This window comes from Bacillus sp. FSL M8-0266 (assembly GCF_038613425.1).
Lineage (GTDB): Bacteria > Bacillota > Bacilli > Bacillales > Bacillaceae > Bacillus > Bacillus pumilus.
On record NZ_CP152015.1, the window covers coordinates 2,394,782 to 2,418,858 of the forward strand.

Annotated in this window: 32 protein-coding genes and 1 pseudogene; 6 read left to right on the plus strand and 27 right to left on the minus strand. The window is 40.6% G+C overall.

All coding sequences use genetic code 11. From position 1 onward, the window contains the following. Positions 1 to 321: 321 nt before the first annotated feature. Positions 322 to 462, plus strand: a complete 141-nt coding sequence (locus MKY83_RS12225) for a sporulation histidine kinase inhibitor Sda (protein ID WP_003217327.1) — start codon at positions 322 to 324, stop codon at positions 460 to 462. 136 nt (positions 463 to 598) lie between these two features. Here the strand turns inward: MKY83_RS12225 and MKY83_RS12230 are convergent, their stop codons facing one another. The 4 genes from MKY83_RS12230 to MKY83_RS12245 form a co-directional block, all read right to left on the minus strand. After that, positions 599 to 748 (minus strand): hypothetical protein, encoded by a 150-nt coding sequence (locus MKY83_RS12230; RefSeq protein ID WP_003217499.1) that lies wholly within the window; start codon positions 746 to 748, stop codon positions 599 to 601. A gap of 78 nt (positions 749 to 826) precedes the next feature. After that, positions 827 to 1,555: a GDSL-type esterase/lipase family protein gene (locus MKY83_RS12235; RefSeq protein ID WP_265208155.1), complete on the minus strand. Its 729-nt coding sequence runs from the start codon at positions 1,553 to 1,555 to the stop codon at positions 827 to 829. 84 nt (positions 1,556 to 1,639) lie between these two features. Then, positions 1,640 to 2,380 (minus strand): polysaccharide deacetylase family protein, encoded by a 741-nt coding sequence (locus MKY83_RS12240; RefSeq protein WP_217012229.1) that lies wholly within the window; start codon positions 2,378 to 2,380, stop codon positions 1,640 to 1,642. Positions 2,381 to 2,558: 178 nt separating this feature from the next. Further along, complete coding sequence (locus MKY83_RS12245; RefSeq protein ID WP_044139447.1) at positions 2,559 to 3,680, minus strand: hypothetical protein; 1,122 nt, start codon at positions 3,678 to 3,680, stop codon at positions 2,559 to 2,561. 231 nt (positions 3,681 to 3,911) lie between these two features. Between MKY83_RS12245 and sigK the strand changes: the two genes are divergently transcribed. Beyond that, entirely contained in the window at positions 3,912 to 4,640 is a 729-nt protein-coding gene (gene sigK / locus MKY83_RS12250) for an RNA polymerase sporulation sigma factor SigK (RefSeq protein ID WP_034738387.1), read from the plus strand. Between the two features lie 108 nt (positions 4,641 to 4,748). Here the strand turns inward: sigK and MKY83_RS12255 are convergent, their stop codons facing one another. From MKY83_RS12255 to MKY83_RS12265, 3 genes and pseudogenes are all read right to left on the minus strand, one after another. Next, positions 4,749 to 5,045 (minus strand): DUF3986 family protein, encoded by a 297-nt coding sequence (locus MKY83_RS12255; protein WP_223252822.1) that lies wholly within the window; start codon positions 5,043 to 5,045, stop codon positions 4,749 to 4,751. A gap of 9 nt (positions 5,046 to 5,054) precedes the next feature. Beyond that, positions 5,055 to 5,415 (minus strand): annotated as a pseudogene (locus MKY83_RS12260) (Imm1 family immunity protein). 89 nt (positions 5,416 to 5,504) lie between these two features. Next, the gene (locus MKY83_RS12265; RefSeq protein ID WP_065098461.1) at positions 5,505 to 5,930 is read right to left on the minus strand and encodes an NUDIX hydrolase; all 426 of its coding nucleotides are present in this window, start codon (positions 5,928 to 5,930) and stop codon (positions 5,505 to 5,507) included. 150 nt (positions 5,931 to 6,080) lie between these two features. On the opposite strand from MKY83_RS12265, the gene MKY83_RS12270 reads away from it, so the two are divergent. Then, the gene (locus MKY83_RS12270) at positions 6,081 to 6,212 is read left to right on the plus strand and encodes a hypothetical protein (protein WP_003217310.1); all 132 of its coding nucleotides are present in this window, start codon (positions 6,081 to 6,083) and stop codon (positions 6,210 to 6,212) included. Positions 6,213 to 6,264: 52 nt separating this feature from the next. On the opposite strand, the gene MKY83_RS12275 is transcribed toward MKY83_RS12270, so the two are convergent. The 5 genes from MKY83_RS12275 to MKY83_RS12295 all read right to left on the minus strand — a co-directional run bounded on the left by MKY83_RS12275 (position 6,265) and on the right by MKY83_RS12295 (position 9,614). Next, positions 6,265 to 6,456, minus strand: coding sequence for a hypothetical protein (locus tag MKY83_RS12275; protein WP_003217441.1), 192 nt, complete (start codon positions 6,454 to 6,456; stop codon positions 6,265 to 6,267). A 100-nt stretch (positions 6,457 to 6,556) separates the two neighbouring features. Beyond that, positions 6,557 to 7,969 (minus strand): polysaccharide deacetylase family protein, encoded by a 1,413-nt coding sequence (locus MKY83_RS12280; protein WP_342487380.1) that lies wholly within the window; start codon positions 7,967 to 7,969, stop codon positions 6,557 to 6,559. Positions 7,970 to 8,128: 159 nt separating this feature from the next. Then, positions 8,129 to 8,683 carry a delta-aminolevulinic acid dehydratase gene (locus tag MKY83_RS12285; protein WP_065098463.1) on the minus strand — a complete coding sequence of 185 codons (555 nt, stop codon included), beginning with the start codon at positions 8,681 to 8,683 and terminating at the stop codon, positions 8,129 to 8,131. Positions 8,684 to 8,702: 19 nt separating this feature from the next. Continuing rightward, positions 8,703 to 9,269, minus strand: coding sequence for a GNAT family N-acetyltransferase (locus MKY83_RS12290; protein ID WP_223252821.1), 567 nt, complete (start codon positions 9,267 to 9,269; stop codon positions 8,703 to 8,705). Between the two features lie 51 nt (positions 9,270 to 9,320). After that, positions 9,321 to 9,614, minus strand: coding sequence for a CotD family spore coat protein (locus MKY83_RS12295; RefSeq protein WP_003216648.1), 294 nt, complete (start codon positions 9,612 to 9,614; stop codon positions 9,321 to 9,323). 178 nt (positions 9,615 to 9,792) lie between these two features. Here MKY83_RS12295 and MKY83_RS12300 point away from each other — a divergent pair, with 178 nt between their 5' ends. Both MKY83_RS12300 and MKY83_RS12305 read left to right on the plus strand, forming a co-directional pair. Next, on the plus strand, positions 9,793 to 10,110 hold the full coding sequence (locus MKY83_RS12300) for a hypothetical protein (protein ID WP_106066933.1): 318 nt from the start codon (positions 9,793 to 9,795) through the stop codon (positions 10,108 to 10,110). Positions 10,111 to 10,143: 33 nt separating this feature from the next. Then, on the plus strand, positions 10,144 to 10,356 hold the full coding sequence (locus tag MKY83_RS12305; protein WP_065098465.1) for a hypothetical protein: 213 nt from the start codon (positions 10,144 to 10,146) through the stop codon (positions 10,354 to 10,356). 198 nt (positions 10,357 to 10,554) lie between these two features. Here the strand turns inward: MKY83_RS12305 and MKY83_RS12310 are convergent, their stop codons facing one another. The 4 genes from MKY83_RS12310 to MKY83_RS12325 all read right to left on the minus strand — a co-directional run bounded on the left by MKY83_RS12310 (position 10,555) and on the right by MKY83_RS12325 (position 15,739). Then, on the minus strand, positions 10,555 to 11,895 hold the full coding sequence (locus MKY83_RS12310; RefSeq protein ID WP_106066932.1) for a sugar porter family MFS transporter: 1,341 nt from the start codon (positions 11,893 to 11,895) through the stop codon (positions 10,555 to 10,557). 81 nt (positions 11,896 to 11,976) lie between these two features. Then, complete coding sequence (gene araA / locus MKY83_RS12315) at positions 11,977 to 13,398, minus strand: L-arabinose isomerase (protein WP_342487381.1); 1,422 nt, start codon at positions 13,396 to 13,398, stop codon at positions 11,977 to 11,979. Positions 13,399 to 13,415: 17 nt separating this feature from the next. Next, positions 13,416 to 14,120, minus strand: a complete 705-nt coding sequence (locus MKY83_RS12320) for an L-ribulose-5-phosphate 4-epimerase (protein ID WP_342487382.1) — start codon at positions 14,118 to 14,120, stop codon at positions 13,416 to 13,418. Further along, positions 14,114 to 15,739 (minus strand): FGGY-family carbohydrate kinase, encoded by a 1,626-nt coding sequence (locus MKY83_RS12325; protein ID WP_106066931.1) that lies wholly within the window; start codon positions 15,737 to 15,739, stop codon positions 14,114 to 14,116. Before MKY83_RS12325 ends, MKY83_RS12320 begins: the two co-directional genes overlap by 7 nt. Before the next feature lie 273 nt (positions 15,740 to 16,012). Between MKY83_RS12325 and MKY83_RS12330 the strand changes: the two genes are divergently transcribed. Beyond that, the gene (locus tag MKY83_RS12330; protein WP_044139549.1) at positions 16,013 to 17,113 is read left to right on the plus strand and encodes a GntR family transcriptional regulator; all 1,101 of its coding nucleotides are present in this window, start codon (positions 16,013 to 16,015) and stop codon (positions 17,111 to 17,113) included. Positions 17,114 to 17,146: 33 nt separating this feature from the next. Here the strand turns inward: MKY83_RS12330 and MKY83_RS12335 are convergent, their stop codons facing one another. The 11 genes from MKY83_RS12335 to MKY83_RS12385 all read right to left on the minus strand — a co-directional run bounded on the left by MKY83_RS12335 (position 17,147) and on the right by MKY83_RS12385 (position 24,068). Beyond that, positions 17,147 to 17,872 carry a DsbA family oxidoreductase gene (locus MKY83_RS12335; protein ID WP_342487383.1) on the minus strand — a complete coding sequence of 242 codons (726 nt, stop codon included), beginning with the start codon at positions 17,870 to 17,872 and terminating at the stop codon, positions 17,147 to 17,149. A 140-nt stretch (positions 17,873 to 18,012) separates the two neighbouring features. Beyond that, entirely contained in the window at positions 18,013 to 18,570 is a 558-nt protein-coding gene (gene hxlB, locus MKY83_RS12340) for a 6-phospho-3-hexuloisomerase (protein ID WP_342487384.1), read from the minus strand. Beyond that, positions 18,567 to 19,199, minus strand: a complete 633-nt coding sequence (gene hxlA / locus MKY83_RS12345; protein WP_003216301.1) for a 3-hexulose-6-phosphate synthase — start codon at positions 19,197 to 19,199, stop codon at positions 18,567 to 18,569. The genes hxlB and hxlA overlap by 4 nt, the downstream gene beginning before the upstream one ends. A 325-nt stretch (positions 19,200 to 19,524) precedes the next feature. Next, a complete protein-coding gene (locus MKY83_RS12350; protein WP_065098474.1) occupies positions 19,525 to 19,881 on the minus strand; it encodes a winged helix-turn-helix transcriptional regulator in 357 nt (118 codons plus the stop codon). A gap of 75 nt (positions 19,882 to 19,956) precedes the next feature. Beyond that, positions 19,957 to 20,826 (minus strand): alpha/beta hydrolase, encoded by an 870-nt coding sequence (locus MKY83_RS12355; protein WP_283923832.1) that lies wholly within the window; start codon positions 20,824 to 20,826, stop codon positions 19,957 to 19,959. 53 nt (positions 20,827 to 20,879) lie between these two features. Next, entirely contained in the window at positions 20,880 to 21,257 is a 378-nt protein-coding gene (locus tag MKY83_RS12360; RefSeq protein WP_126740731.1) for a hypothetical protein, read from the minus strand. Between the two features lie 18 nt (positions 21,258 to 21,275). Beyond that, entirely contained in the window at positions 21,276 to 21,623 is a 348-nt protein-coding gene (locus MKY83_RS12365) for a YxiJ family protein (RefSeq protein WP_113767455.1), read from the minus strand. 59 nt (positions 21,624 to 21,682) lie between these two features. After that, positions 21,683 to 22,081 carry a hypothetical protein gene (locus MKY83_RS12370; protein ID WP_342487385.1) on the minus strand — a complete coding sequence of 133 codons (399 nt, stop codon included), beginning with the start codon at positions 22,079 to 22,081 and terminating at the stop codon, positions 21,683 to 21,685. A gap of 60 nt (positions 22,082 to 22,141) precedes the next feature. Continuing rightward, complete coding sequence (locus tag MKY83_RS12375; protein WP_065098479.1) at positions 22,142 to 22,618, minus strand: hypothetical protein; 477 nt, start codon at positions 22,616 to 22,618, stop codon at positions 22,142 to 22,144. Positions 22,619 to 22,777: 159 nt separating this feature from the next. Further along, the gene (locus MKY83_RS12380; RefSeq protein WP_065098480.1) at positions 22,778 to 23,383 is read right to left on the minus strand and encodes a hypothetical protein; all 606 of its coding nucleotides are present in this window, start codon (positions 23,381 to 23,383) and stop codon (positions 22,778 to 22,780) included. A 64-nt stretch (positions 23,384 to 23,447) separates the two neighbouring features. Beyond that, complete coding sequence (locus MKY83_RS12385) at positions 23,448 to 24,068, minus strand: hypothetical protein (protein ID WP_065098481.1); 621 nt, start codon at positions 24,066 to 24,068, stop codon at positions 23,448 to 23,450. Between the last annotated feature and the right edge of the window lie 9 nt (positions 24,069 to 24,077).

Below are 24,077 nucleotides of genomic sequence, written 5' to 3' on the forward strand. Positions count from 1 at the left end.
CGAATCAAATCACAATTTGTCTGTCTATCGAATACAATGAAAAAGTTTTCGACATATGATGAGGACCTTCAACAGGTGTGGATAATTTTACACACATTATCCACCTATATTTCATCACGCTTTCATTCAATTATAAACACTCTACCCACAAGTTATCCACTTCACCATGTGGATAACAGAACGATTGTTCTTGTTTCCCATTCATGGTAGATTAAAGGTACTTCAGAGACATTCGATCAACCTATGATGATATGTCTTTTCCTCAAGTTTTATGCCAACTTTTTCGGGGGAGGTGTTTTTCCCATCATATGGGTTTCTAGTATGAAAAAGCTGTCAGATGATTTACTTATAGAATCGTATTATAAAGCAAATGAAATGAACTTAAATCGCGACTTCATTGAATTAATTGAGACAGAAATGAAAAGACGTTCGCTCGGGCATATGCTCTCTGTTTCCTCTTAATTCCATATCACAGGAACCATGCCTCCCGAGCACTCTCCTTTTTTAAACTCAGGTGACTGATATTATATCACTTGCGCTATAGGCTTACTACTATTTTCCGTAAAAAACACCCCTTCTCAAGTAAAGAAGAGGTGTCTTATTTGCAAGGCTGTTCATTCCAAAACCATAACCCTCCACCTACGACCAAAATGACCACAAGGAACACAACAAGAAAAGCGTAACCGATTCCTGCTCCTTGAGCTGGATAAGGCGAACACGCAGGGTAAGGATAAGGGCATCCCCACATATCAGTTACCTCCTCCTAGGAAGATATACTGTTAGACTATGCTAAATGGATGGTCTTGTTTAGGCAGATGGCCATCATTTAAAAATGTTTGATGACATCACGCTCTTTGATTTCGTTATAAATGATTCTTGCCCCTTTTGGCGTCATATGATTGCCAGAAGGGTCGATCAAACCTGATTGAATCAGCGCATTGTCACTATCTTCACCAGCTTCTCGGATGAACGCTTTCCAGTTGTCGACAAGCGGTACTTGCTGATCCTTGGCAATTTCTCTCGTGATGTCATTATAGGAATTTTGCCAAGCTCTTGCACCGCCTCTCTCAGCAAAATAAGATGACTTATACCTAGAGTAATAATACAAGCCCTTTTTTCCGCCTTCTACAACAGGTACACAAGTCATGAGAATCGGGGTAATGCCTGCTTTTCTACTTTCAGAAATGAAGTAGGTTACATTTTCTTTAAATCTTTTTTTCGTCACTCGGGGATGTTTCCCGTCTAAAATCGCCGCATCATTCGTACCGAACATGATGAGGACGTAAGTTGGTTTCTGCTTTAAAATATCCTGCTCAAAGCGAAGCTTCGCATCTTCAGTCGTCTGCCCGCCAATCCCTGCGTTCTTCACTTGAATTTGACCGCGCTCAACGTTTTTCATGAGATTTACCCATTTTTCAGATGTTGGATAATCTCGGAAGTCCCAGTTTGATCCCTTTGTATTGCTGTCGCCAAATGCAATGATACTTTCTTGTTCTGGCTTTGAGCACCCAGCAGCGACACAAAGCAGGATGAAAAGGACAACATATTTCTTCACAACATTCACCTCCAAAAGCCCTCTTCATATAGTAAACGACAAGACTTTTGGTTTCAATGAATGACTGTTTTTGACGAATACTTCCTATTGCAGTTGAACTGGTACATACGCTTTGTCATGATGCAGCAGTTCGCTCACTTTGACAAATTCATATCCTCGATCCTTTAATTCAGGTATCACTTGTTTCAGTGCTTCGACCGTCTGCTTCCGGTTTCCCCCACCATCATGCAAAAGAATGATATCGCCGCCTTGAATATGATCAATAATGCGGCTCGCAATTTTATGCGCGCCTGGTCTTGACCAGTCCTTCGGATCTTGCGTAAAGGACCACATGACCACATCATATCCTTGCTTTGACAAAATGCGGAAAGATTTCATCGTCAAGCGGCCGCCAGGAGGACGAAATAATAAGGGCCCGCCAGGCTGGAGTGAAGCAATATGAGCCGCTGATTCTTTTAGCTCCTGCTTGATCTCCTTTGATGATAACAGGTCAAAATACGTATGGTTCATTGTGTGATTGCCAAGCTCATTTCCTTCGTCCACAATCCGTTCTGCGATCCTTGGATATGCGTGAACCCGGCTTCCTACGACAAAAAAGCTGGCATTTACTTGATGCTGCTTCAGCACATCCAATATTTGATTCGTGTAAACTGGATGAGGTCCATCATCAAAGGTGATCGCAATCTTCTTCCGTTCCTCTCTCATGTCCCAAAACGCTCGTCCCGTTTTTTCCAGGTCGATTCTTTTTAATGTTCGTGCCTCTATTTCATTAGGAACAAAAACGCATAATACCAATACACACATAAAGATATGCAACCCTTTCATCAGACCGCCTCCACAGAACATCATTACAGATTAAATTGCCCGCTTTCTGATGAATTCATTCAAGGTTCATGATCATACCTGCTCCTCCCTGACTTCATTTTTTACATAAAAAAAGCCGGCCATATGGGCCCGCTTTTTGTTTCACGTTTGGTTTCTCTCTTCAACTGTCGAACGTTGCTTAGAATTCATACAGACACTCTCCTTCTTGAATTTGATTTTGAGCCCATAATAATTTCTGATAATACTGGTTGGACTTCTGGTATTGTTGAGAGGCTTCTAAGGCTGTCGCAATTTCTAGTGAGATATCCTCTATATAAGAGTATAGGCTAAGTTTTTCCAAATAATCAATGGTTTTTTGCAGTTGTTTTTCATTCATTCCTTGAACATATAAAGCATCTAGATACTCAAACATATGACAGAACAGCTGGTCTTCATGCTTCTTTGCAGCTAATTTTCCATCTTCTAATATGCGGCGTGCTGCTTCTTGTTCATTTTGTCTAAAAAGCAGTTTTGCGAGCGTATAGAGCGTATGCGGAAGCGTGGGAAGCTGCTCTTTACAGGCAATATCAGCCGATTCCGTTAAATAGCGTTGTGCTTCCTCAAGGTAGCCCAGCTCCCCATAACATTTTCCTAAATTATAAAGCGCTGAACTGTATATCCGCGGGTGATCAATTTGTGATGCGAGCTGTTTTGCCTTTTTTAAATGAGGCAGTGCCCGATCTTTTCGTTTTAAGTCTTGGTAGTTTCCTGAGATCACAAACAGGCACTGAATGATGCGAATAGAATAAGCATCATGCTGATCGTATATTTCTAGCGCCTTTAAAATATGATGCATCGAGACATGCGTTTGCTTCATAATATAGTAGGCTTCTGCTACTTTAAAATGAAACTCAGCCTGCTCAATATCATCAAATACCATAGACAGCTGTTTTTCTGCCACTCGGTAATATTTGACGGCTTCTAAATATTCTTTTTGACTAAACTCATGCATGCCACGAAAAAATGCATGGTAATAATGCAGCATATCAGATAACTCATGATTGGAGTTTTCGATTTTATCGACAAGATTAGATACTGAGAAAGGTTGATATTTTGAAGGGTGTATATAGTCAAGCATGATCTGGTGCCGAAAACACATGAGCTGATAATAAATCAGTAAATGCTGGTCCTCTTCCATCCGTTCAATTTCCGCTTCTACTTCTGCTTTCAGGATTTCCGCATCTGGAACACTGAACTGCCGTATCATTCGATACCATTCATTAATTTTCATACCTACATGTGAAGAAAGAACCTTCCCCATGTTCCGAAAAAACCCCTTCCTTTTCGGTCTAATATTACATATTTTAGCACGCTTCTTGACCGCCAAGCACCGCAAAGAAACCGCAAACATATGAGCAAGGCAGCAAAAACAGACGAACAGAAGCCCGTTTTTTTCGAAAAAGATGATTTTTTCATCGTACAGACACAGACAATCCCCCCTTCACATACATTTGAGGATATAGGCAGTGGCCTAAACATGGTGGAGGTGAAAATCGTGGCAGGAGTATTTACAGCGATGGGATTGATGGTCAAAGAATTGGTGTTCTTAGTGTCCTATGTCAAAAACAATGCCTTTCCACAGCCCCTTTCGGGAGATGATGAAAAAAAATACTTAGCCCTTATGGCACAGGGCGATGAACACGCGAGAAATATGCTGATTGAACATAACCTTCGGCTCGTCGCCCATATTGTCAAGAAATTTGAAAATACCGGGGAAGACGCTGAAGACCTCATCTCCATCGGGACGATCGGACTCATTAAAGCCATCGAAAGCTATTCCTCTGGAAAAGGAACAAAGCTGGCAACGTATGCGGCACGGTGTATTGAAAATGAAATTCTGATGCATTTACGCGCGCTCAAAAAAACAAAAAAGGATGTCTCCTTGCATGACCCCATTGGTCAGGATAAAGAAGGCAATGAAATTTCTTTAATTGATGTCTTAAAATCCGAAAATGAAGATGTGATTGATACGATTCAGCTCAACATGGAGCTTGAAAAAGTAAAGGAGTATATCGACATTCTCGACGGCCGGGAAAAAGAAGTGATCGTCGGCCGGTTCGGCCTTGATTTAAAGAAAGAAAAAACGCAGCGGGAAATAGCGAAGGAGCTCGGGATATCGCGGAGCTATGTGTCTCGTATTGAGAAGCGGGCGCTGATGAAGATGTTTCATGAGTTTTACCGGGCGGAGAAGGAGAAACGGAAGCGGGAGAAGGGGAAATGAACTTTTCCAACTACTAATAAAAACAGACCTTGTTGGGTCTGTTTTTATTTGAACATCACAATATAGCCCACATACACAAAAGAAAACTATGTCATGTTTTATCCTCATTTATTTCACTATGCTGTTTTCTTTTAAGAAACGCTCAAAAAGCTTATGACCTTCCTCCTTAATTTGGTCATCTTCAATCAGATATTCTCCAATCAATAACCCTAGATCATTCCATTTCTCATATTCCTTTAAAAGCGTTACCCCATAACTTTTTTGATCAAAAAACAAGAGCCATCTCCCTGTTTCTAAACTCTTAAAAAATACGCCTTCATCATCAAAACCATGTTCATAATATCCTACATGTAAATGCATAGTATCATCTAAACTATGTAATTTTTCTTCTGTACTCACTTTCATCTTGCGCCCCTAACTTTTCATATCCTTCTGAAAATCAATATCCCTCAACTCGACCCATTCAACAAAATCAGGAACCGTTTTTGTCGTCAAAAAATGATGAACGATTTGATATACTTGATCCCGATTAATGTAGCTGCACGACGGCACATACAATGGTGCTCCTGCGACCAAATGCTCGATATTTTCAATTTTTTTCTCCCTTTTTAAAAGGAACCAAAAAATTTGGATACCTCATGATCAAGAAACCATACGGTTCCGTATAAAAGAAAACTAGACTTTCACATTCCCACTCTTCTTCTATCTCAATGGAAGATTCCCCGTTACCTTGTTTCCAATACTCTTCACCCTCCTGAAAGAAAATTCTTTTCATGAATTCTTCTCCCGGATTTTCTACTGGAGCTCATGTGGGGCCGTAGTATAAAAACATCCATATCTCTCCTTCATACCTATATCAGCTTGTTAACCAACTGTTCTATTCCCTTCAAATTGATAAAAAGTTTGTGGTTCTTCGTTTAATTTTAGCCAGTTATATAGCTTGGGGTTTAGCTTTTGAAAAGTTTGCTTGCTGACCCATTTTACTTCTTCGATATCATCATCCGGATCGAGAATACTCATTTGTCCTCCGGTGATTTCTGCAAAGAAGGTGATCATCAGCGCATGATGCTTTTTGTCTTGAAAGTATGCTTCTCGAACCGAATGAAGTTCATTTACTTTGCAAACATACCCTGTCTCTTCTTTCACCTCGCGGATCACGGCTTGATGCAGGTGTTCTCCTTTTTCTACAGCACCACCAGGAACTTCCCAATATCCCTTTACATTTTTGACCATTAACATATTTTCTTGCTCATCATAAATAATAGCTGATACTACGTCTACTCGTTTCAAAGAAATCTCCCCAATCATTCTCTGTTTACATCAATTGTCGAATAAATAGCACGAACTGTTCATTTCAATACATTCATTATAATGTATCCTTGATATAAGATAATGGATAAGGGGCAAAACAGCATTCGTGGGCAGATTGGAGGCCACAGCATGTGGATCATCATCATTTTACTTATTGTCCTCATTGGGTTTACTGGGAATATCGTTTCTTTATTAAGACAAATGAAAGAGTCAAACGAGAAAATCATACAACTGTTAGAACATCAAAAACCGAAAAAATAAAAACTTCTCTCATTTAGAGGGAAGTTTTTTAGAGAAAGCAATTAGAGAATTCTTACCGTTTTTCATGAAGCAACATATATCTGATTCGACGAATATAATGCAGCGCAATATGAACGAGACATAAAATGAGCCCGATCATCGCAAGAATATAAATGGGCAGCATCAAACCAGGTACATAATTGACGATAAAACCCAAACAAAACGCTGTCAGCATATATAGGCTGATCAACCTCATCAATACCATCCGAAGCCCTCCCTTTCCACACTCATTTTAACATCATTTCCCTTTATTTTCATAATTGGCTTTAAAAAAAGATGCGAATCCACTAAGATTCGCATGATCATTACGTATTCAATTCACCTTTCTTCGCCCGGGCTTCCTTCCACTGCTCAAGCTCTGAAACTGTTAATAATTGATATCCTTGTTTGGTTAATTCCTTGATAATCGTGACAGCTGCGTTTGCCGAGGTGTCATAGATGTCGTGCATTAAGACGGTTTCTCCGCTAGACGCATGTGTGAGAATGTAACTCGCGACGTACTGGCTGTTGCGATATTTCCAGTCTTCAGGATCTACGTCCCAAAGCGTGACTTTCATGTTGACAGCCGCGTTAATTTGCCCGTTTGTTCCTCCATATGGCGGTCTAAAGTGAGTCGGTGTGAACCCGCCAGCTTTTTCAATGATTTGCTGGGTCTCTTCTACTTGTTTGACGGCTTGTTTTAATGGCAGTCTTGTGAGTAAAGGATGGCTATAGGAATGATTTCCGATTTCATTCCCACCCTTTCTGATCTCACCTAGCATATCGGGGTAATATTGAACCCTGCTGCCTAATACAAAAAATGTCGCATGTCCTTTGTTTTCTTTTAAAGCTGTTAAAATTTTTGAAGTCGTTGATGGATTTGGTCCATCGTCAAATGTCAGGGCAATGGCTTTTTGATTTAGGTTGAATGCTGACTGTTTTGGCAGTTTTACGATTTTTCTTTTTGGAATTGGTTCTTTTTTCTCGTTTTTGTTCTTTTCTTTATTGATATATTCTGGTTTTAACATTCCTTTAAGCACTGTTTTTTTAATCGCCAGCACTTGAGGGCCTTGTTTGTCTGGTGCGATTTGCCCTGCTGGAAAGTAGAATTCAATAAAACGATCCTTGATGGCAAAATATTGATAATGCTCTGCCGCAGGAGACGTTCCTTGTTTGAGCAAATGCTCATTTTCAGCAAGAGCGCGATCTTTTTTTAATTCATCAAATGTCATATGTGACAGTTTTTGCAGATTTTCTTTCTTTGATAAAAATAAATCATCTATTGATAAAAAATGCTGTTTCTTGAAATCAAAATTGAACAACTTCGTTTGATGTGCGCCTTTTACTCCGCCTTTCAATTCATATGTATTGAATTTAATCGCAACGGTTTGCTTGGCATAATGAATAATCTCGTAATCTATATTTAATTCGTATCGATTCTCTTCATCGACATCGCTCGCTTCGCTAAATGATGTTTTGAATTTGTCTAACGCTGTTTCTGCAAATCTTTTCATCTCTTGATCTAGCTTTTTTTGATGAAACACCGGATAGTTGACTGCATATCTCATGTATCTCCCGTCATTCACGAGGGTGACTATTTCCACTTCTTTATAGCTCGCATCTTGTTCTACTTTCTTCTTCTCCGTCCCACTTGCCTGCTGATTATGATAAAATGCAGCAATTCCGATGATGATTGCAAGTCCGCATAGGACGAGACTGATTTTCCATTTCATTGACACAATAATTCCCCTCTCGTGATGGCGTCATGCCTTGATGACGTGTGTTTGTAGGATAGACATTGCGTGAACCCAATTTAGTTTTCAAAAAACAAACTTGTCACACTTTAGACACAATTTAAAAGAGGAATAGAAAAAGGGCTTGATTTCTCAGCCCTAACATTATTTTTGCATATATAGTTGAAATAATTTCGTTTCTTCATCAATCGAACTCGCTCGATCAAAAGCCGCTCTGACCGTCTTTGTATTGTTTAAGCGCTCATAAAGCAAGGTCAATACAAAGATAAATGCCGCATCTCCATCAATGTAATCATCCGGCGCTATATAGGACATGGCACCTGCTTCTAAGAAGGCATCTGCTAATTTTTTCTCACCTAGTGTGCAACCTGTAGAAATAACGTGAACCCCTTTTAATGAAGCATACTGCTTGATTTCATCCGCTCCAAAAGCAGCGCCTCTAGGCTCTCCATCTTCGTATACATCTTCTCCTAATTCTGGCATGAGAAATGCTCCTTCTTCCCCATGAAACGATAGAAGAATGTAATCGATTTCTCCTCTATTTTTTCCAGATAACACATTGATCAGGTCATTTGGTCTTCCGATCCATTGCATATCGACTTTTACGCCGAAGTTTTCAAGTGCTGCACGCAGCGCAAAAGATTCCAGCTCACTATTTGGTCCTGCTGCTAACATGATGCGTATGGTCTGTTGATCCACTTTTATCTCCTCCAGACTATCATAAAAATAAAACCATTTTTTCCTCATCTACATATGTATGATCAGGCCATTTTAGTGCTTTTTCTTCAAGTGCGTATGACTCAAATCCAATAGAGCGATACAAGCGTTTGGCTGAGTGATTGGTCGTCACGACTGATAAATACATTTGCTCGATGTCGTGTCGTTTTCCGGCGAATGAAAGAACTTCCATTATCAAGGCCTTGCCTACTCCTTTTCCGCGGGCACCCGCTGTAACATACATCGCCGCCACATTCGCTCGGTGCTTTAATTTCTGTAAGTTTTCTTGGATGAGCGTGACCATACCCACAAGCTTCCCTTGATCAAAGGCACCAAAGGTCCACGTAAATTGTACCGAAGCAAAACGAGCTGCGTATTTTTCTATTGTACCGATTTGCTCTTCTTCATAACTCATCGCAAAGTCCTCTGGATGTAATCGTAGTGCTTCTAGTCTCAACGCGGCATATTCTTCAGCATCATCTGGAATTAACAATCGAATATTCAGAACATCGCCTCCAACAGAATGATTGATACTTCCAATTTTATCTTGAAAGGAGATTTTGATCAAAATTTTTCTCCTGAAAATAAAAAGGCATCCCATAAAAGGATGCCCCCTTCATTACCACTTACAGCGTTTCACTGGACGGCAGCAAGGGTTTTTGATATCACTGCCGCAATCGTATTCTTTCACGATATACTCGTTATGAGTCGACTCAGTGACAGGATAGTAGTTTTCAATTCTTTTGATGTTTTTATTGACGTTTGTGATATGCGTTGGATGAATTTTTCTGATGGTTTGTTCATTCGTTCTTGTGTTGACAATTTGACGTGTGGGGAAAACAACCGTTTCATCTTCTCCATGGTTTCCTCTGCGAGGTCCAAAGAAAAAATCATCTAATCGATTCCGGCTCATCTCAACACCCCTTCAATTTGTCTTTCACTTACACTCTATCGTATGTAAGAAACGTCATTCGTGATTAGATGCTTGTCTATTTTTTAAAAAATCCACTATTCATCTCGTTTTCTCTTTCTTTACAAAAGGTCATTTTTAACATATTATACAAATGATATCTTGCGCAGAAAGGACATCTATGAAAACAAAACATAAACTCTTTTTATTCATGATATTTATTGTCATCATCATTGCTCTTCCAATGCTATCACCTATGATCTTCACAAATTCAACCGAAAAAGGCGCTATCCGGAAATCAATTTACCAAGAAGGATACCCTTACCAAAGCTATTTTGCTATTTTGAAAAAAACGAAGTACAAAGATCCTGAGTATGGCCAGCTTTATGATGTTTACTGGCAGACTTGGAAAAGTGAAACAGGGATGACACCTTCTGTCTGCTATTCGAAAAAGGTCGAGGAAAATGAATATAAGGTTAGCTGCGGTACCGCCCCATAACCTTCACTCATCATCAAACACGAGGTGAACGATATGATCAATACGACACAACCAATCGAACGAAACAAGCTAGACATTGCACTTGAACTGACTCAAATGCATTTGAATCGATATGAAACGAATCATCCTGATCAGCTGAGTGAGGTTTATGCAAAATATTATGCGCTGCTTGAAGTGCTTGATTTATCTTCTTATGATCAATTGATTGATTTATTGCCAGATGAGCTAAAACAGATGCTTGAGTAAAAAACCCACTATCCATAGGATAGTGGGTTTCAGATTGTTGACAAAGGGCTAAAATGATCTTGATTTTAGCCCTTTGTCTTCTTTTCAGCGTGATAGAAAACCTTTGCAGCCCCTAGGAAGGACGAGTACTGGCGCGAAGCGAATTCGACATTCGTGAGCACCAGCACGCAGGACTGACAACGAATGCGAGGGTTTTCTTTATACTCGTGCTGCCATATCGGTTTCGATTTGCTCTAAACTTCTTCCTTTTGTTTCAACTAGTACAAAGCGGGTGAACAATAGTCCGATTAAGCAGATGACACCAAATGAGGAGAAAATGACACCAAAGCTGAATTGGTCTGCCAGAATAGGGAACACGAGTCCAACGGCTAACGATCCCGTCCAGTTAAAGGCAGATGAAATACCTGCACCGATACCTCTGACAGAAAGCGGGAAGATTTCGCCGATGATGATCCACGTTATCGGTGCCCATGAGAAGGCGTAGCACAAGATAAAGCAGCAAAGTGAAATCAATGTCACCCAGTTTAAAATCCCTTCACTCACGCCAACTGCACCTAATGCGGCTGGTGCAAAGAAAGAAAGGGCCATGCCCGTTCCCCCTACGGTGAGAATCGTTCGGCGGTCGAATCGGTCAACAAATTGTAAAAAGATCACGGTGGTGACGACAAAAATGACACCGACAATGACTGTAAAACCTGCGGCAACCTGAGGTGCAAGCCCTACATTCCGAGCAATACTCGTTGCATAATACACAATGGAGTTCGCCCCTTGAATTTGCTGAAGGGTCGCCATCCCAACCCCTATGAAAAGAGCCATTCTGAATTTCTTTTGGAACAATTCGCGAATACCAGAGCGTTCTTCTTTCGCGACTTCTAAAATTTCCTGCATCTCTGCTTCAATTTCCTCATCAGAAGAGCGCAGTGACCCTAATACTTCCCGTGCTTTATGAGCCATTCCGTGTTTAATTAAATATCTCGGAGATTCAGGAAGCTTCAGCATACCAATATAAAGTACGATGGCAAATAAAGCGGCACTACCGAGCATCCAGCGCCAGCTGTCTGGAACAGGTTCAAACACAAATGCAACAATATAGCTCAGCAATAGTCCACTTACGATCATGAGCTGATTGAGCCCAGACAATTTCCCGCGGATTTTAGCAGGAGCAATTTCAGACATGTATGCCGGCACCAAAGATGAGGCTGTTCCTACGGCTGTCCCTAAAAAGATACGTGCAATGGTTAATGAAATCTCTTCTGGTGCGATAGCTGATCCGATCGCTCCGACAAAAAAGATAACGGATGAGACCAAAATAAGCTTTCTGCGGCCAAATTTATCCCCTAACAGACCGCTTAAAATGGAGCCGATAATCGCCCCACCCATTAATGAAGAGACGACAATTCCAAGCCATAATGGGCTGAGCTGAAATTCTTGCTGAATATGTCCTTCTGCCCCTGCAATAATCCCAATATCATATCCGAATAAGATGCCTGCAAAGGACCCGAAAAAGAAGATAAATTTGCTTGACACTTTTTTCTCCAAGTGGATGACCCCCTCACTTAATTAACCGCTTTCATTTCATCCCGTGCTTCTACTGCACTCAGTAGAAGACCTTTCACCCTTCTATAAAACCACATACTCTGCACTCACAAGCTTTGCAAAATGAACAATTTGATCAACCGTTAAATTGAGGGATACGACTGTATGATGACCCCCGCCTTGCTTAATCCATGCTTTGACGCCGTCCCGAAAATTCGGCTTGATTTTCCAGAGCACACGTGCAACCGGTAAATGAGGTGCTGCTTCCTCCGGCTCAAAGGCTTCGACTTCTTGTATGAGCCATTTGAAATGAGTCCCAAAATCAGCAATAGAAACAACAACACCTTCCCCGGCTTTTCCATCAAACACAAGGCGAGCTGGATCTTCCCTGTTTCCGATTCCAAGCGGAGATACGAGAATGACAGGTTTCGTATGGGCAAGCGCCGGATCTACTTCTAACATATGAGATTGCAGCACTGCTTCCTGCCCAGAGGTCATTTCATACGTGTAGTCCTCCATAAAACCAGTGGATTGATGATGACTCATCACCTTTAATAACCGGTCCAGCGCAGCCGTTTTCCAATCGCCTTCCCCGGCAAAGCCATACCCTTTTGCCATCAGCCGCTGTACCGCAAGTCCTGGCAGCTGCTTCATTCCATGTAAATCTTCAAAGTTTGTCGTAAAGGCATTGTAGCCGCCTTCATCTAAGAAGCGTTTGATGGCAATCTCATATCGGGCTTGCTCCTTGACACTTTTTTCCCAATTTTCAACTGAATACGTTCCATAATCCACATCATATTGCGTTAAATATTCCGCAAATAATGCATCTACCTCTGCTTCTTCTACTGCATTCACATATTCGACGAGATCGCCTATGCCAAAGTAATCAACAGTCCACCCTAGTTGAATCTGGGCTTCAATTTTATCGCCTTCTGTTACAGCCACGTGGCGCATGTTGTCACCAAACCTAGCTACTTTAATCTGAAAGCTCTCATGATAAGCAGACGCCACGTCCATCCAATCAGCGATTTGCTGCTGCACATCCGGCTTAGACCAATGACCGGCAACAATTTGGTTTTGTTTATTTAAGCGCGCATTGATATAGCCATATTCTCTATCTCCATGTGCAGATTGATGAAGATTCATATAGTCCATATCGATCGTGTCCCACGGAATCTTTTCATAATACTGTGTGACAAGATGCAAAAGAGGCTTCTGCAAAAGATTGGTCCCGCGTATCCACATTTTTGCCGGTGAAAATGTATGCATCCACGTCATGACGCCGACAACTTCATCACGATAATTGACCTCTTTCATCAGCTTTGTGATTTGATCCGCACTGACAGCTAGCTCCTGCAAGATCACTGGAAAAGGAAGTAAACCGCTCTCATTTAAGGCATCCGTCATTTTTTGTGCATCTGCTTTTACTTTCTGCAGTGCTTCATCTCCATATAAATGCTGTGATCCGACAATAAACCAGCATTCTTTATGTTGACTTGTTAACATAGAAATCCCTCTTTTCTTTATCTTGAAGGTTTTTGTCCGTAATACGCATGTTCTCCGTGTTTTCTTAAGTAATGTTTATCTAAAATTCGCTGCGGAAGAGGCTCCGCGTATTCATTTAATTGCTTTGCAAACAAATTCATTTTGGCGACTTCATCTAAAATCACACTGTTTGTGACCGCACTTTTTGCATCTTTCCCCCACGTAAATGGGCCGTGGCCTTGAAGCAATACACCCGGCACCGCCATCACATCTAAGTTTCTTTTCTCAAACGTTTCGATGATCAGCCGGCCCGTTTCTACCTCATAACCACGATTCACTTCTTCTTCTGTCAGAAATCGAGCACACGGAACAGCGCCGTAAAATGTATCGGCATGTGTTGTGCCCATTGCCTGTAAATCGAGACCTGCCTGCGCCCAAACGGTTGCCCACATGGAATGGCTATGTGAAATACCGCCAATTTCCTCAAAGTGTTTGTAAAGGACAGCATGTGTGGCAGTATCTGATGAAGGGCTGTATTCCCCTTCCACTACTTCACCGTCAAAGTTGACCACAACCATGTCTTTTGCTGATAATTGCTCATACGCTATACCGCTAGGCTTAATAACGAATAGACCGCTGTCACGATCACACGCACTGACATTACCCCATGTAAATTTCACAAGTCCGTATTTCGGCAAATCTAAATTGGCTTCGTATACTTCTTCTTTTAAGCGTTCTAACATACGGTTGTCACTCCTTTCTTTGACATCAGATATGCTACTGCCGCCTCTTCAATCGGAAGGCCGTCTTGATAGCGCTTTAAAAATTCGCCAAAGCCTTTGACATCAAGTGGATCGGGTTCTATCAGTTCTTCTGATGTATGGGCAAACACTTGATGCGTGAGAAATTCAGCCAATGTTTGCTTTTGATGATGGACCATATAGGAAGCGAGGACAGCCATTCCAAACGCACCGCCTTCTCCCGCAGTAGAAACGACTGATACAGGTGTATCAAGCGCTGCTGCCACCATTTTTTGACCAACGAGCGGTGTTTTAAATAACCCTCCATGCCCTAATAACCGATCAATCGCAACCTGTTCATGTTCTTTTAAACGGTCCATCCCTATTTTCATTGCGCCAAAAGCAGAAAAAAGATGGGTACGCATGAAGTTAGCCAGATTAAAGCGGCTTTCAGCTGATCTGACAAAAAGAGGTCTTCCTTCTGGCAGTCTTGTAATATTTTCACCAGAATAATAGCCATAGCTTAAGAGCCCGCCGCCATCTCGATCTGCTTCTAACGCCTGCTGTAATAAGGTTTCGTATACCTTTTCTGACGACACTTGCACGCCTAGTGCGTCAAATGCCTCTCTAAAGATATTCATCCAAGCATTTAAGTCACTTGTACAGTTGTTCGCATGAACCATTGCAACTGGCAGTCCGTCCGGCGTTGTGACCATATCCACTTCTGGATACACACCCTTTAGCTCCTGCTCTAGCACAATCATGGCAAAAACAGATGTTCCAACTGAAATGTTCCCTGTCCGTTTTTCTACACTGTTTGTTGCCACCATGCCCGTTCCGGCGTCACCTTCCGGGGGGCAAAATGGAATCCCTGGCTGTAAGTGTTTGCCTTGATCTAAAATGGCTGCTCCTGCTGCCGTTAACACGCCAGCCTCCTCGCCTGCTAAATAAACATGCGGCAGAAGGTGACGGAGCTTCCACGGATAGCCTTTTTCTGCGATCAAGTCTTCAAATTGATGGAGCATTTCTTCATTGTAATCTTTCGTTTGTTCATCAATTGGGAACATGCCTGATGCATCCCCAATGCCAATGGCCTGCTTTCCTGTTAAAAGCCAGTGAATGTATCCTGATAGAGTGGTCATATATTCTAAACGGGAAAGATGTTTTTCCTCTTCTAATATGGCTTGATACAAATGGGCAATGCTCCATCTTTCTGGAATATGAAATTGGAAGACATTCGTCAGTTTTTGACTCGCCTCAATGGTTGTTGCGTTCCGCCATGTGCGAAACGGAACGAGGACCTCTCCTGTATGATCACATGCCACATAGCCATGCATCATAGCTGATACCCCAATTGAGCCAATGGTTTGAATGGTCACGCCATACCTTTGCTCGACTTGCTCTTTCATCTCTCGGTACGCTACTTGAAGACCTGTAATGATATCAATTAAGTTGTACGTCCAAATTCCTTCCTGGAGAGAACTTTCCCACTCAAATGCACCTTGGGCAATTGGCTGAAACGCTTCATCTATTAAAATGGCTTTAATTCGTGTTGAACCAAATTCAATCCCTAAAGATGTCCGTCCTTCTTTTAAGGCTTTGGTCGTCTTTTCATGATTCATTCTGCGTTCACCTCCATGATTGATAGCGGTTTCAATTTTAATTTTCTAGATTCATTGATTCTCTGTGCACATTCACAATATAATATTTGTACGTACATATGTCAATAATAAATATAGTTGTACATACACAATATGACAAAAACCTGCACTTTTCTAAAGCTGGAACGTCAGAAAGGGAAAGCGCCTGTTTTTGATTCGACAACCATGTTAAAATATGTCCATACAATTTCTTCTCAATCCGAGTAGATGATCAACTGAGAAAGAAGTGAAACGATGAAAAAGAAGTACCAGATCATTATCGATGATATAAAAAGCAAAATACTTACAGGGGATTACCGGATCGGGGAACGTATTCCAACTGAATCAAGCCTGCAGGAGATGTATCAAGTGAGCAGGCATACAGTTCGAAAGGCCATCTTAGAATTGTCGAGCGAAGGTTTTTTGCGAAGTGAGAAAGGTTCAGGCACATTTGTGACCAATCAATATCAAACAAAGCCTGCGGGACATGCGCATATGAAAACGATTGGGGTTATCACGACATACATATCCGATTACATTTTCCCTTCCATCATTCGAGGCATTGAAAGCCGATTAAACGAAGAGAACTATTCGTTGTTACTGGCGAGTACGAATAATGATGTAGAACAGGAGAAAAAAGCGCTCGAAATGATGCTGTCCTTTGGTGTGGACGGACTCATTGTCGAGCCGACGAAAAGTAATTTATATAATCCGAACATCTCGTACTACTTATCTTTTAAAGAACAGGATGTCCCGCTCATTATGATCAATGCCTATTATGAGCAGTTAGAGGTTCCTTTTCTCTGTTTGGATGATGTGAAATCCAGCTATTTAGCCACAAAAGAGCTGATCACCTCGGGACATCAGCAAATCGGGCTCATTTCAAAAACAGATGATTTACAGGGAAAGTACCGAATGAAGGGCTATATTCAAGCGCTCGGTGAAGCCAAGCTTAATTTCCTGCCTGAGCACGTACTCTTTTTCGATACAGAATCGAAGCAGCATTTGGGGGATGATATTAAAACTTTCTTATTAAAGCATCAGCATGAGCTGACTGCCCTTGTTTGCTATAACGATGAGGTTGGGTTAGAAGTTGCCAATGTATGCAGTGACATCGGTCTGTCCATTCCAGAGGACCTTTCCATTATTGGACAGGACAATTCGTATATTGCCCAGAAAAATGCCAATGTGAAGCTAACAACACTGACGCACCCTCAGGAGCAAATGGGCCGGGATGCAGCAGACTGGATGATTAAAAAGGTGCAAGGGAAGAAGAATCTCCCTCATCAAACCTTTTACGAACCTGAATTGGTTCCAGGTGAAACGATCAAACAAATGAATGCAAGAAAAAAATGAGCCCTTTTTGGAGAAGGCTCATTTTTTATATGATTAGATCTCTTCTTTAGGGGTAGGCACTGCGCATATGCCATCTGCACATGCTGCTTCAAATGAATTGGCAGCCGCTTTCTCAGCTTGAGCTGCTTCTTCTGTCCAAGCCGTTTCAAGAGCACGCAGGAAGGTATCGGCTGGCTGTGCACCTGCCACTGAATATTTGTCATTGATCAAGAAAAACGGAACAGCATGAATACCAAGCTGTCTCGCTTCTTTTTCGTCTTTTCGGACATGATCTGCAAATTCTTCGCCGCTTAACACTTGCTGCACTTCCTTCAAATCAAGACCTGCTTTTTCTGCAATGTCTAAAAGGGTTTGACGATCGCCAACATGCTTTCCATCTGTAAAATATGCTTGAAACAGCTCTCCCATAACGAAATCGCCTTTCCCCATTTGACCAGCATATTGCGCCAATCGATGGGCATCAAAGGTGTTAGTCAACACAAGTGGATCAAATTGAAAATCGATTCCTTTCTCTTTGCCGGCCTGCTTCACCTGCTCATTCATTGCCATGGCCTGGCTGCGGCTCATGCCATATTTTTTGACGAGCATATCATGGACATCATAATCGACCTGAGCAGGTGCATGTGGATCAAGTTCAAAGCTTTTAAACTCGATTTCTATCTGTTCCTTTTGAGGGAATTGTTCAAGCGCTGTTTCTAGTTGTTTTTTTCCTATATAACAAAAAGGACAGGCGATATCTGACCAGATTTGTACTTTCATGTTCATCTTCCTTCCGTGTTTACGCTTTTTCTTTAACGATGTAACAATTATAGTTACAACAAATCGGTTATGTCAAGATTCTGATCTAGATTCAAATGAAAAAGCCTCTCCTTCTAAGAAAGGAAAGGCTTTGAAAATGACTATTCTAAATTTGCATGATGACCGTACATTGTATGTGTGTCGAGTTCTTTCATTTCCATTAAACGTAAAATGACCGCATCGTATGTCAGAAGTAGCGCTTGCTCAAATAGCGAGCCCATTGGCTGAATGGTATGATGGCTTCCTTCCTGTTGATCCTTTGGTGCACCTGACAGTAAGATAACTTCATCCGATAGATCAGCTAGAGGTGACTCAGCAGAAAGCGTGAAAGATGCCACTTTTCCGCCAATTGCTTTCGCCTTTTTTGCAAGGACAAGCAAAGTCTCTGTTCGGCCAGATCCGCTCCCCACAATCAAGAGATCCTCTTCTGTAAAGGAAGGTGTATTGGTCTCACCGATCACATAAGCCTTGACGCCAATATGTGTGAGTCTCATGGCAAATGATTTTCCCATCAAACCAGACCTACCAGCACCTGCCACAAAGACCTTTCTTACAGTTAAAAGGCTTGAAACAAGCCGCTCTGCTTGATCGTCTTGAATAGCGGGCGAGTGCTCAGAAAGCTCATTCAAAATGGCTTTCACATAGTCACTGGTCTTCATGATTGTGCGATCAGCTGCTTCATTTGTGCGGCCACTTCTGCTTTATTGTCCTGGCTTGCGATACCACCGCCGACAATGATCAAATCAGGGTTTAATTTCACGACTTCAGGTAACGTATCAAGCTTAATTCCGCCTGCAATGGCTGTTTTTGCTTGTTTGACGACTTGTTTAATGGTCATAAGGTCAGCAAATGAGTTTTGTCCAACCGCTTGCAGGTCATAGCCTGTGTGTACACAAATATAATCGACTCCTAGCTCATCCAGCTCTTTTGCCCGGCCAGCGATATCTTTGATACCAATCATATCCACTAAAATCTGTTTCCCTCTTGCTTTCGCTTCTTTCACCGCTCCTTGAATGGACATATCTTCTGCCGCTGCAAGAATGGTCACGATATCTGCTCCAGCTTCGGATGCCTGCTGCACTTCATAGCCGGCCGCATCCATAATTTTCAGATCGGCGAGTACACGTAAGTTTGGAAATGCCTGTTTGACTTCTTTGACGGCACGCAAGCCTTCGTTGATCACAACAGGTGTTCCAATTTCGACTACATCGATAGATCCTTCTACTTCTTTGATCAGCTCAATCGCTTCTGGTATATTCACTAAATCTAATGCTAATTGTAATTTCATGAACATTCACTCCCGTTTTTTCATCTCATCTTCAAGAGCTCCGTGAATAGGGCTTCTTGAACGATGAAATGAGTATAACAACAGGATGGAAGCAATCCAAGTACGCACTTTTTTTTTACATACTATACTTTTTCGCATATGGTTACAAAAAAGATACTGTCTTTCGACCAGTATCTCAGCGCGCGGACAAACCCTCGCATTCGGTGTCAGGTCTATGTTGTGATGCCGCCTTTCCTATACTGCAAAGGTTTTCAAATCACGCTGAAAAGAAGACAAAGAGCTAAAATAAAGTGATTTTAGCTCTTTGTCTACAACGGTAGTCTTTCTATTTATCATCTTTTAAAAAATTGCTGTCGAGATACTGTTTTCCCCAATCATACATCGACTCTAAAATCGGCATTAAGCTTTCTCCTAGTTCTGTGAGTGAATACTCAACCTTTGGCGGAACGACAGGATAAACCTCCCGATGCACAATATGATCTTCCTCTAATTCTCTTAGCTGATTGACAAGCATTCTTTGCGTAATCCCAGGCATTAACGACTTTAGCTCACCAAATCGTTTTGTCCCTTCTCTGCCAAGGTGCCATAAAATCAGCATTTTCCACTTACCGCCGATAATATTCAGCGTCAGCTCTTTTTCGCAATTGAACACTTTATTTTCCATACGTGATGACAACAACATACACTCCTTTGGTTCAAACCATTTACGCTTTATCATATACTGCGGCAAATTAGATTGTCGAGCATACGGTCTTCGTTATTGATTCTGTTTATTCACAAAAGACATGACAGCCTCTGTCATTTTTTGTGCTTCTTTTGGCGCTCTGTCTGATCCAAACCATTTATTCAAGTCACTGTGGCTCAGCGAATGGACCCGAAAGACAAACTTAGAACCTTTATCATGATTCAGTTTTTCTGCAAATCGGTACACCTCAGGATTTTGCCAGCCTGTAACCAAATAGACTGGAGGTACATTCTTTTGATTCATATAAGTGACAGGTGATGCCTTTGTCCAATTCTCCTCTTGTTTGCCAAAGACTTTTTTGTACGATGGGATGGCTTGTATAAATTGATTGAGGTTTAACGGTCCGTCTAGAACAACAATGGAATTGATCGTTTTTGGCGACAGTCCCACACGCTTTAAGTAAGTCGAATCTGTGGCCACCAGTGCCGTCAAATGACCGCCCGCTGAGTGACCCATGACATTGATTTTTGATGAGTCAATTTGATACTCATCTGCATGATCCTTGACCCATTTGATGGCGTTTGCCGTATCATCTGCCATCTGCTCATAGTTGGCATCAGGGTGAAGCCTGTAATTCATCGAAACAAACACATACCCTTGACCAGTAAAATAACCCGCCTTTGAAGCGACTCTATTCTTATCGCCGCCTGTCCAGCCGCCGCCATGGAGATAGATCATGACTGGGTGCTTCTTCTTTTTGTCTTCATCTTTGCCCTTTGGCATGTACATATCGAGTGTTTGCTGTTTGTTTTGTGTGTCTGCATAATGGATGTTTGTCGTCGGCTTAGGCTGGTTGAAGCGGAACACAAAGAATGCGCATACCAATAAGCCAGCGATGACTGCTGCAAATAAAATCCACTTCATCATTCGATTCAATGTCATTGCACCTTTCTATGTTGGGATGGGGAAGCATCATTCGCACATATGTAGAGGGACTAGCCCGATTCATTTGATACGACTTGTATGACTTGAACCGTTTCACAATAAAAAGAAAAATACTGTTCTTCATAATCTTCGACAAAGTAATTGATGTTTTCCCAGCCTCTATCCAAAAGTTGAATGTCCAATAAAATATAGTCATCATTTGTTAACTCCAAATCTTTGATTTGAACAGAAGAGACGTTGGTAAATTTCACATGAATGTCTGCTTGTAGATTCGGGGATTTATATGGGATGTGCAGAACAATACAGTTGATCAAGTCGTAATGTTCATTATACTCTTTAAAATAGTGAAATTCATTGATTTGCTTTAGAAGACTGATATCGAAATCAGGGATTTGCTTCTGGATTTTTTCATCTAAAAACCATGTCATCGTTTGTCCTCCAAGAGGTTATTGTATAAGTGCAATGATTCGTTTTCTTGTTTCTTCATGGTATTGAACATAGGAATGCAATAAAGGATACGATTCAAGGATATGTTGATACGATTTGATTTGGGGATATTGCTCTTCAAATGACTGACGCAGCACGTTTAACTGTTTTTTCGGTATTCGTTTATGATCGACCACATAACTTAAGCTGCCTGCAACAAGTGAAAAAAACATATAAAAATCATCTGAGCATATCGCAGTTTCTTCTTCAAAAGAGACGATTTCATCTGGATAAGCTGAATCTAATAAGTATTGATAACGTTGTTTTAAATCATCGAATAAATCTTGTTTATCACGGCTGATTTTCATGGATCTTTCCCCATTCTCTGAATGTTTTTAATTCTTATTTAGACGCTAATGAGATCTTCCTATACACTGCAAATAAATTCCTGTGAGTCGAAACAAACGTTTTTCGCTTCTATCGCGAGTAACATACAATTTATGTTAAATAGAAAGTTTGCATTTGCATCAAATTCCTCAAGTAGTTCATTTTTAAGGTTCCCTATCCCTTGAGGATGGTAACTGCATTCGAAAATTTGCCAATTCATCTCTTCTTGTATCAATTCTTCAAATCTATCATTACCTTCACCCCCATTATAATAAAGACTTGCCACATTCATAAATCGCAATTCATGATGCCGAGCATCATTTATTTCAGTTATACTAATGCTTATGACTAGTTCTTTACTAAAAAAATCAAATGAGAGTGCCAGTACATCACAGACACCATCTAAATAATCGATCCATTTCTCTATACTGCTAAACAACTCATTCACTCCCCTAACGTATTCCCCTATTTTTTCAGGATGAACTCTATTCTTATCTTGTCACGGAGTTTGTAAATATTCTTCAAATGAAATAAAGTCCGCTTTTTTTCGAAATTTGCTTAAGATATTCTGATCTCCTGTAAAAATAACATCTGTCGAATCAAAAAATCCGATTTCAAACACAGCTTGAGGAATAACGGGTGTATAATTCACGTTCCAATATCGTTCATTATCTTCAATTTGAGGTATTGAACTGATATTCAAATGATCTACATGACGAGGCAATGCGGTCAAAACAGCGAAAATAAAAGAATAGGAATAGTCATGTAAGAATTTTTTGAAATGTTCACCCTTCAGAAATAAAAAATCCGTATAATCTGGCATTACTTCTGAATGGGATTGATTTTGCCGATCATGAAGCATTGTGAGTGTCACATCACTTATGACCCAATGATACTCTTCTACGTTTAAATTGATTTTCTTCATTAATTCATTTACTTCGAATAAATTTTTCTCATTTGCTAATACGATTCTCATTACTTGCTCCACCTCATCAATTTAAAACATCAGACGAAACTAAAAATATTCTACACTATCAAAATCTGACCATAATCTCCAGTCAGTGTTCGTGTTTATATTTACAATGAATAACCTTATCTTCAAATACATAGAACATGTAGATATATGTAAAATTTATTATTTAGTTTTATAATTTCGAATAAGTTCTTTTCTAAAATCATCAGGAAGTTTTTGATTCGGAAATACAACTGAAATCCAATCTAATACAATCTCATCTAAAGTTCTCCACGTTTTTAACAATTGTTTATTCATCTGTTCTAATTGATGAATCGCTAATACTCCTATCTCATAACCTCTTTCGCCATAAATGATCCATTTTGCAGAAGGGGAAACCCATATCACACGTGAAGCAATATCCATCATGCTATCATTTACACTCTCTATCGGATAATCCGTTAAGAGATCAAGGTAATCACTTGGCGTGAGGTTTAATGGGATTTTCACCCAAGGATAATAACCAAAATCACGATAATAATCATCCATGCTCTTCTGCTCATCTAATACAGCCATGAGTATATAGTCATCATGATGATTCAAAGCTAAACCTTTTAACATTTCCCAGCTATCATCTGATAACAACCAATGGAATTCTTCGAATAAATAATGAGGGGGGTTCGTTTTCAACACTTGATCAGGGAATGTTTTTGTACTGTGAACGAGCGAATGAACAAACAATAAAACATGTTCAAGTTCTTTTGGATCGGATATAAACAAATGTTTCACTTTACGCTCCTTTCATATCTTCGGATGGGTCTATCATCAGTCATTAATACTCCATTTCACCGCTTTAACATGACGCATAATGAGATAGCATTTGAGTGAAATAGTCATCGAATATTTTTTGATCCTTCAATAATCCTTCAAGCCAATTTGCTAAAACAGGGTGATTCAGTGGTTTCCAGCCTTCTTTTAATAACCTATTTTGCACAGAATCTTTTGTTGATACCATCCCAATGATACAAATTTCCATATCTCTATCTGCCCAAATCGCCCACTGCAAAGAATGCGATAACCAGATCACTATGTATGAATTCGTTATGATATCATCCGCTATTGACTCTTTTGGGTGCGTCCATAGTGCATTTACATAATCCTCACCTGTAATATCCACACTCGCTTTCAGCCAATTATAATACCCAAATTCCTTCAAATAATATTCGGCTGGATCTGGTTGAAGGACTGCAGTCAAAAATTCTCTATCTTGTGTAACAGCTGATAACTCTTTTATGGTTGGTAAAATATCATCACTCAATGCCCAATCAAACTCTTGAAACAAAAAACAATCAAATGTCTTCCGGAAGACTTGTTGTGGCAGCATCTTATTTGTGTCAAACACATGGTCTACTAAATTCTTATAGAATTTGAATTCTTTTTCTGAACGAATAAATAAGTCTTCAAGCCGTTTCAAACAACTACC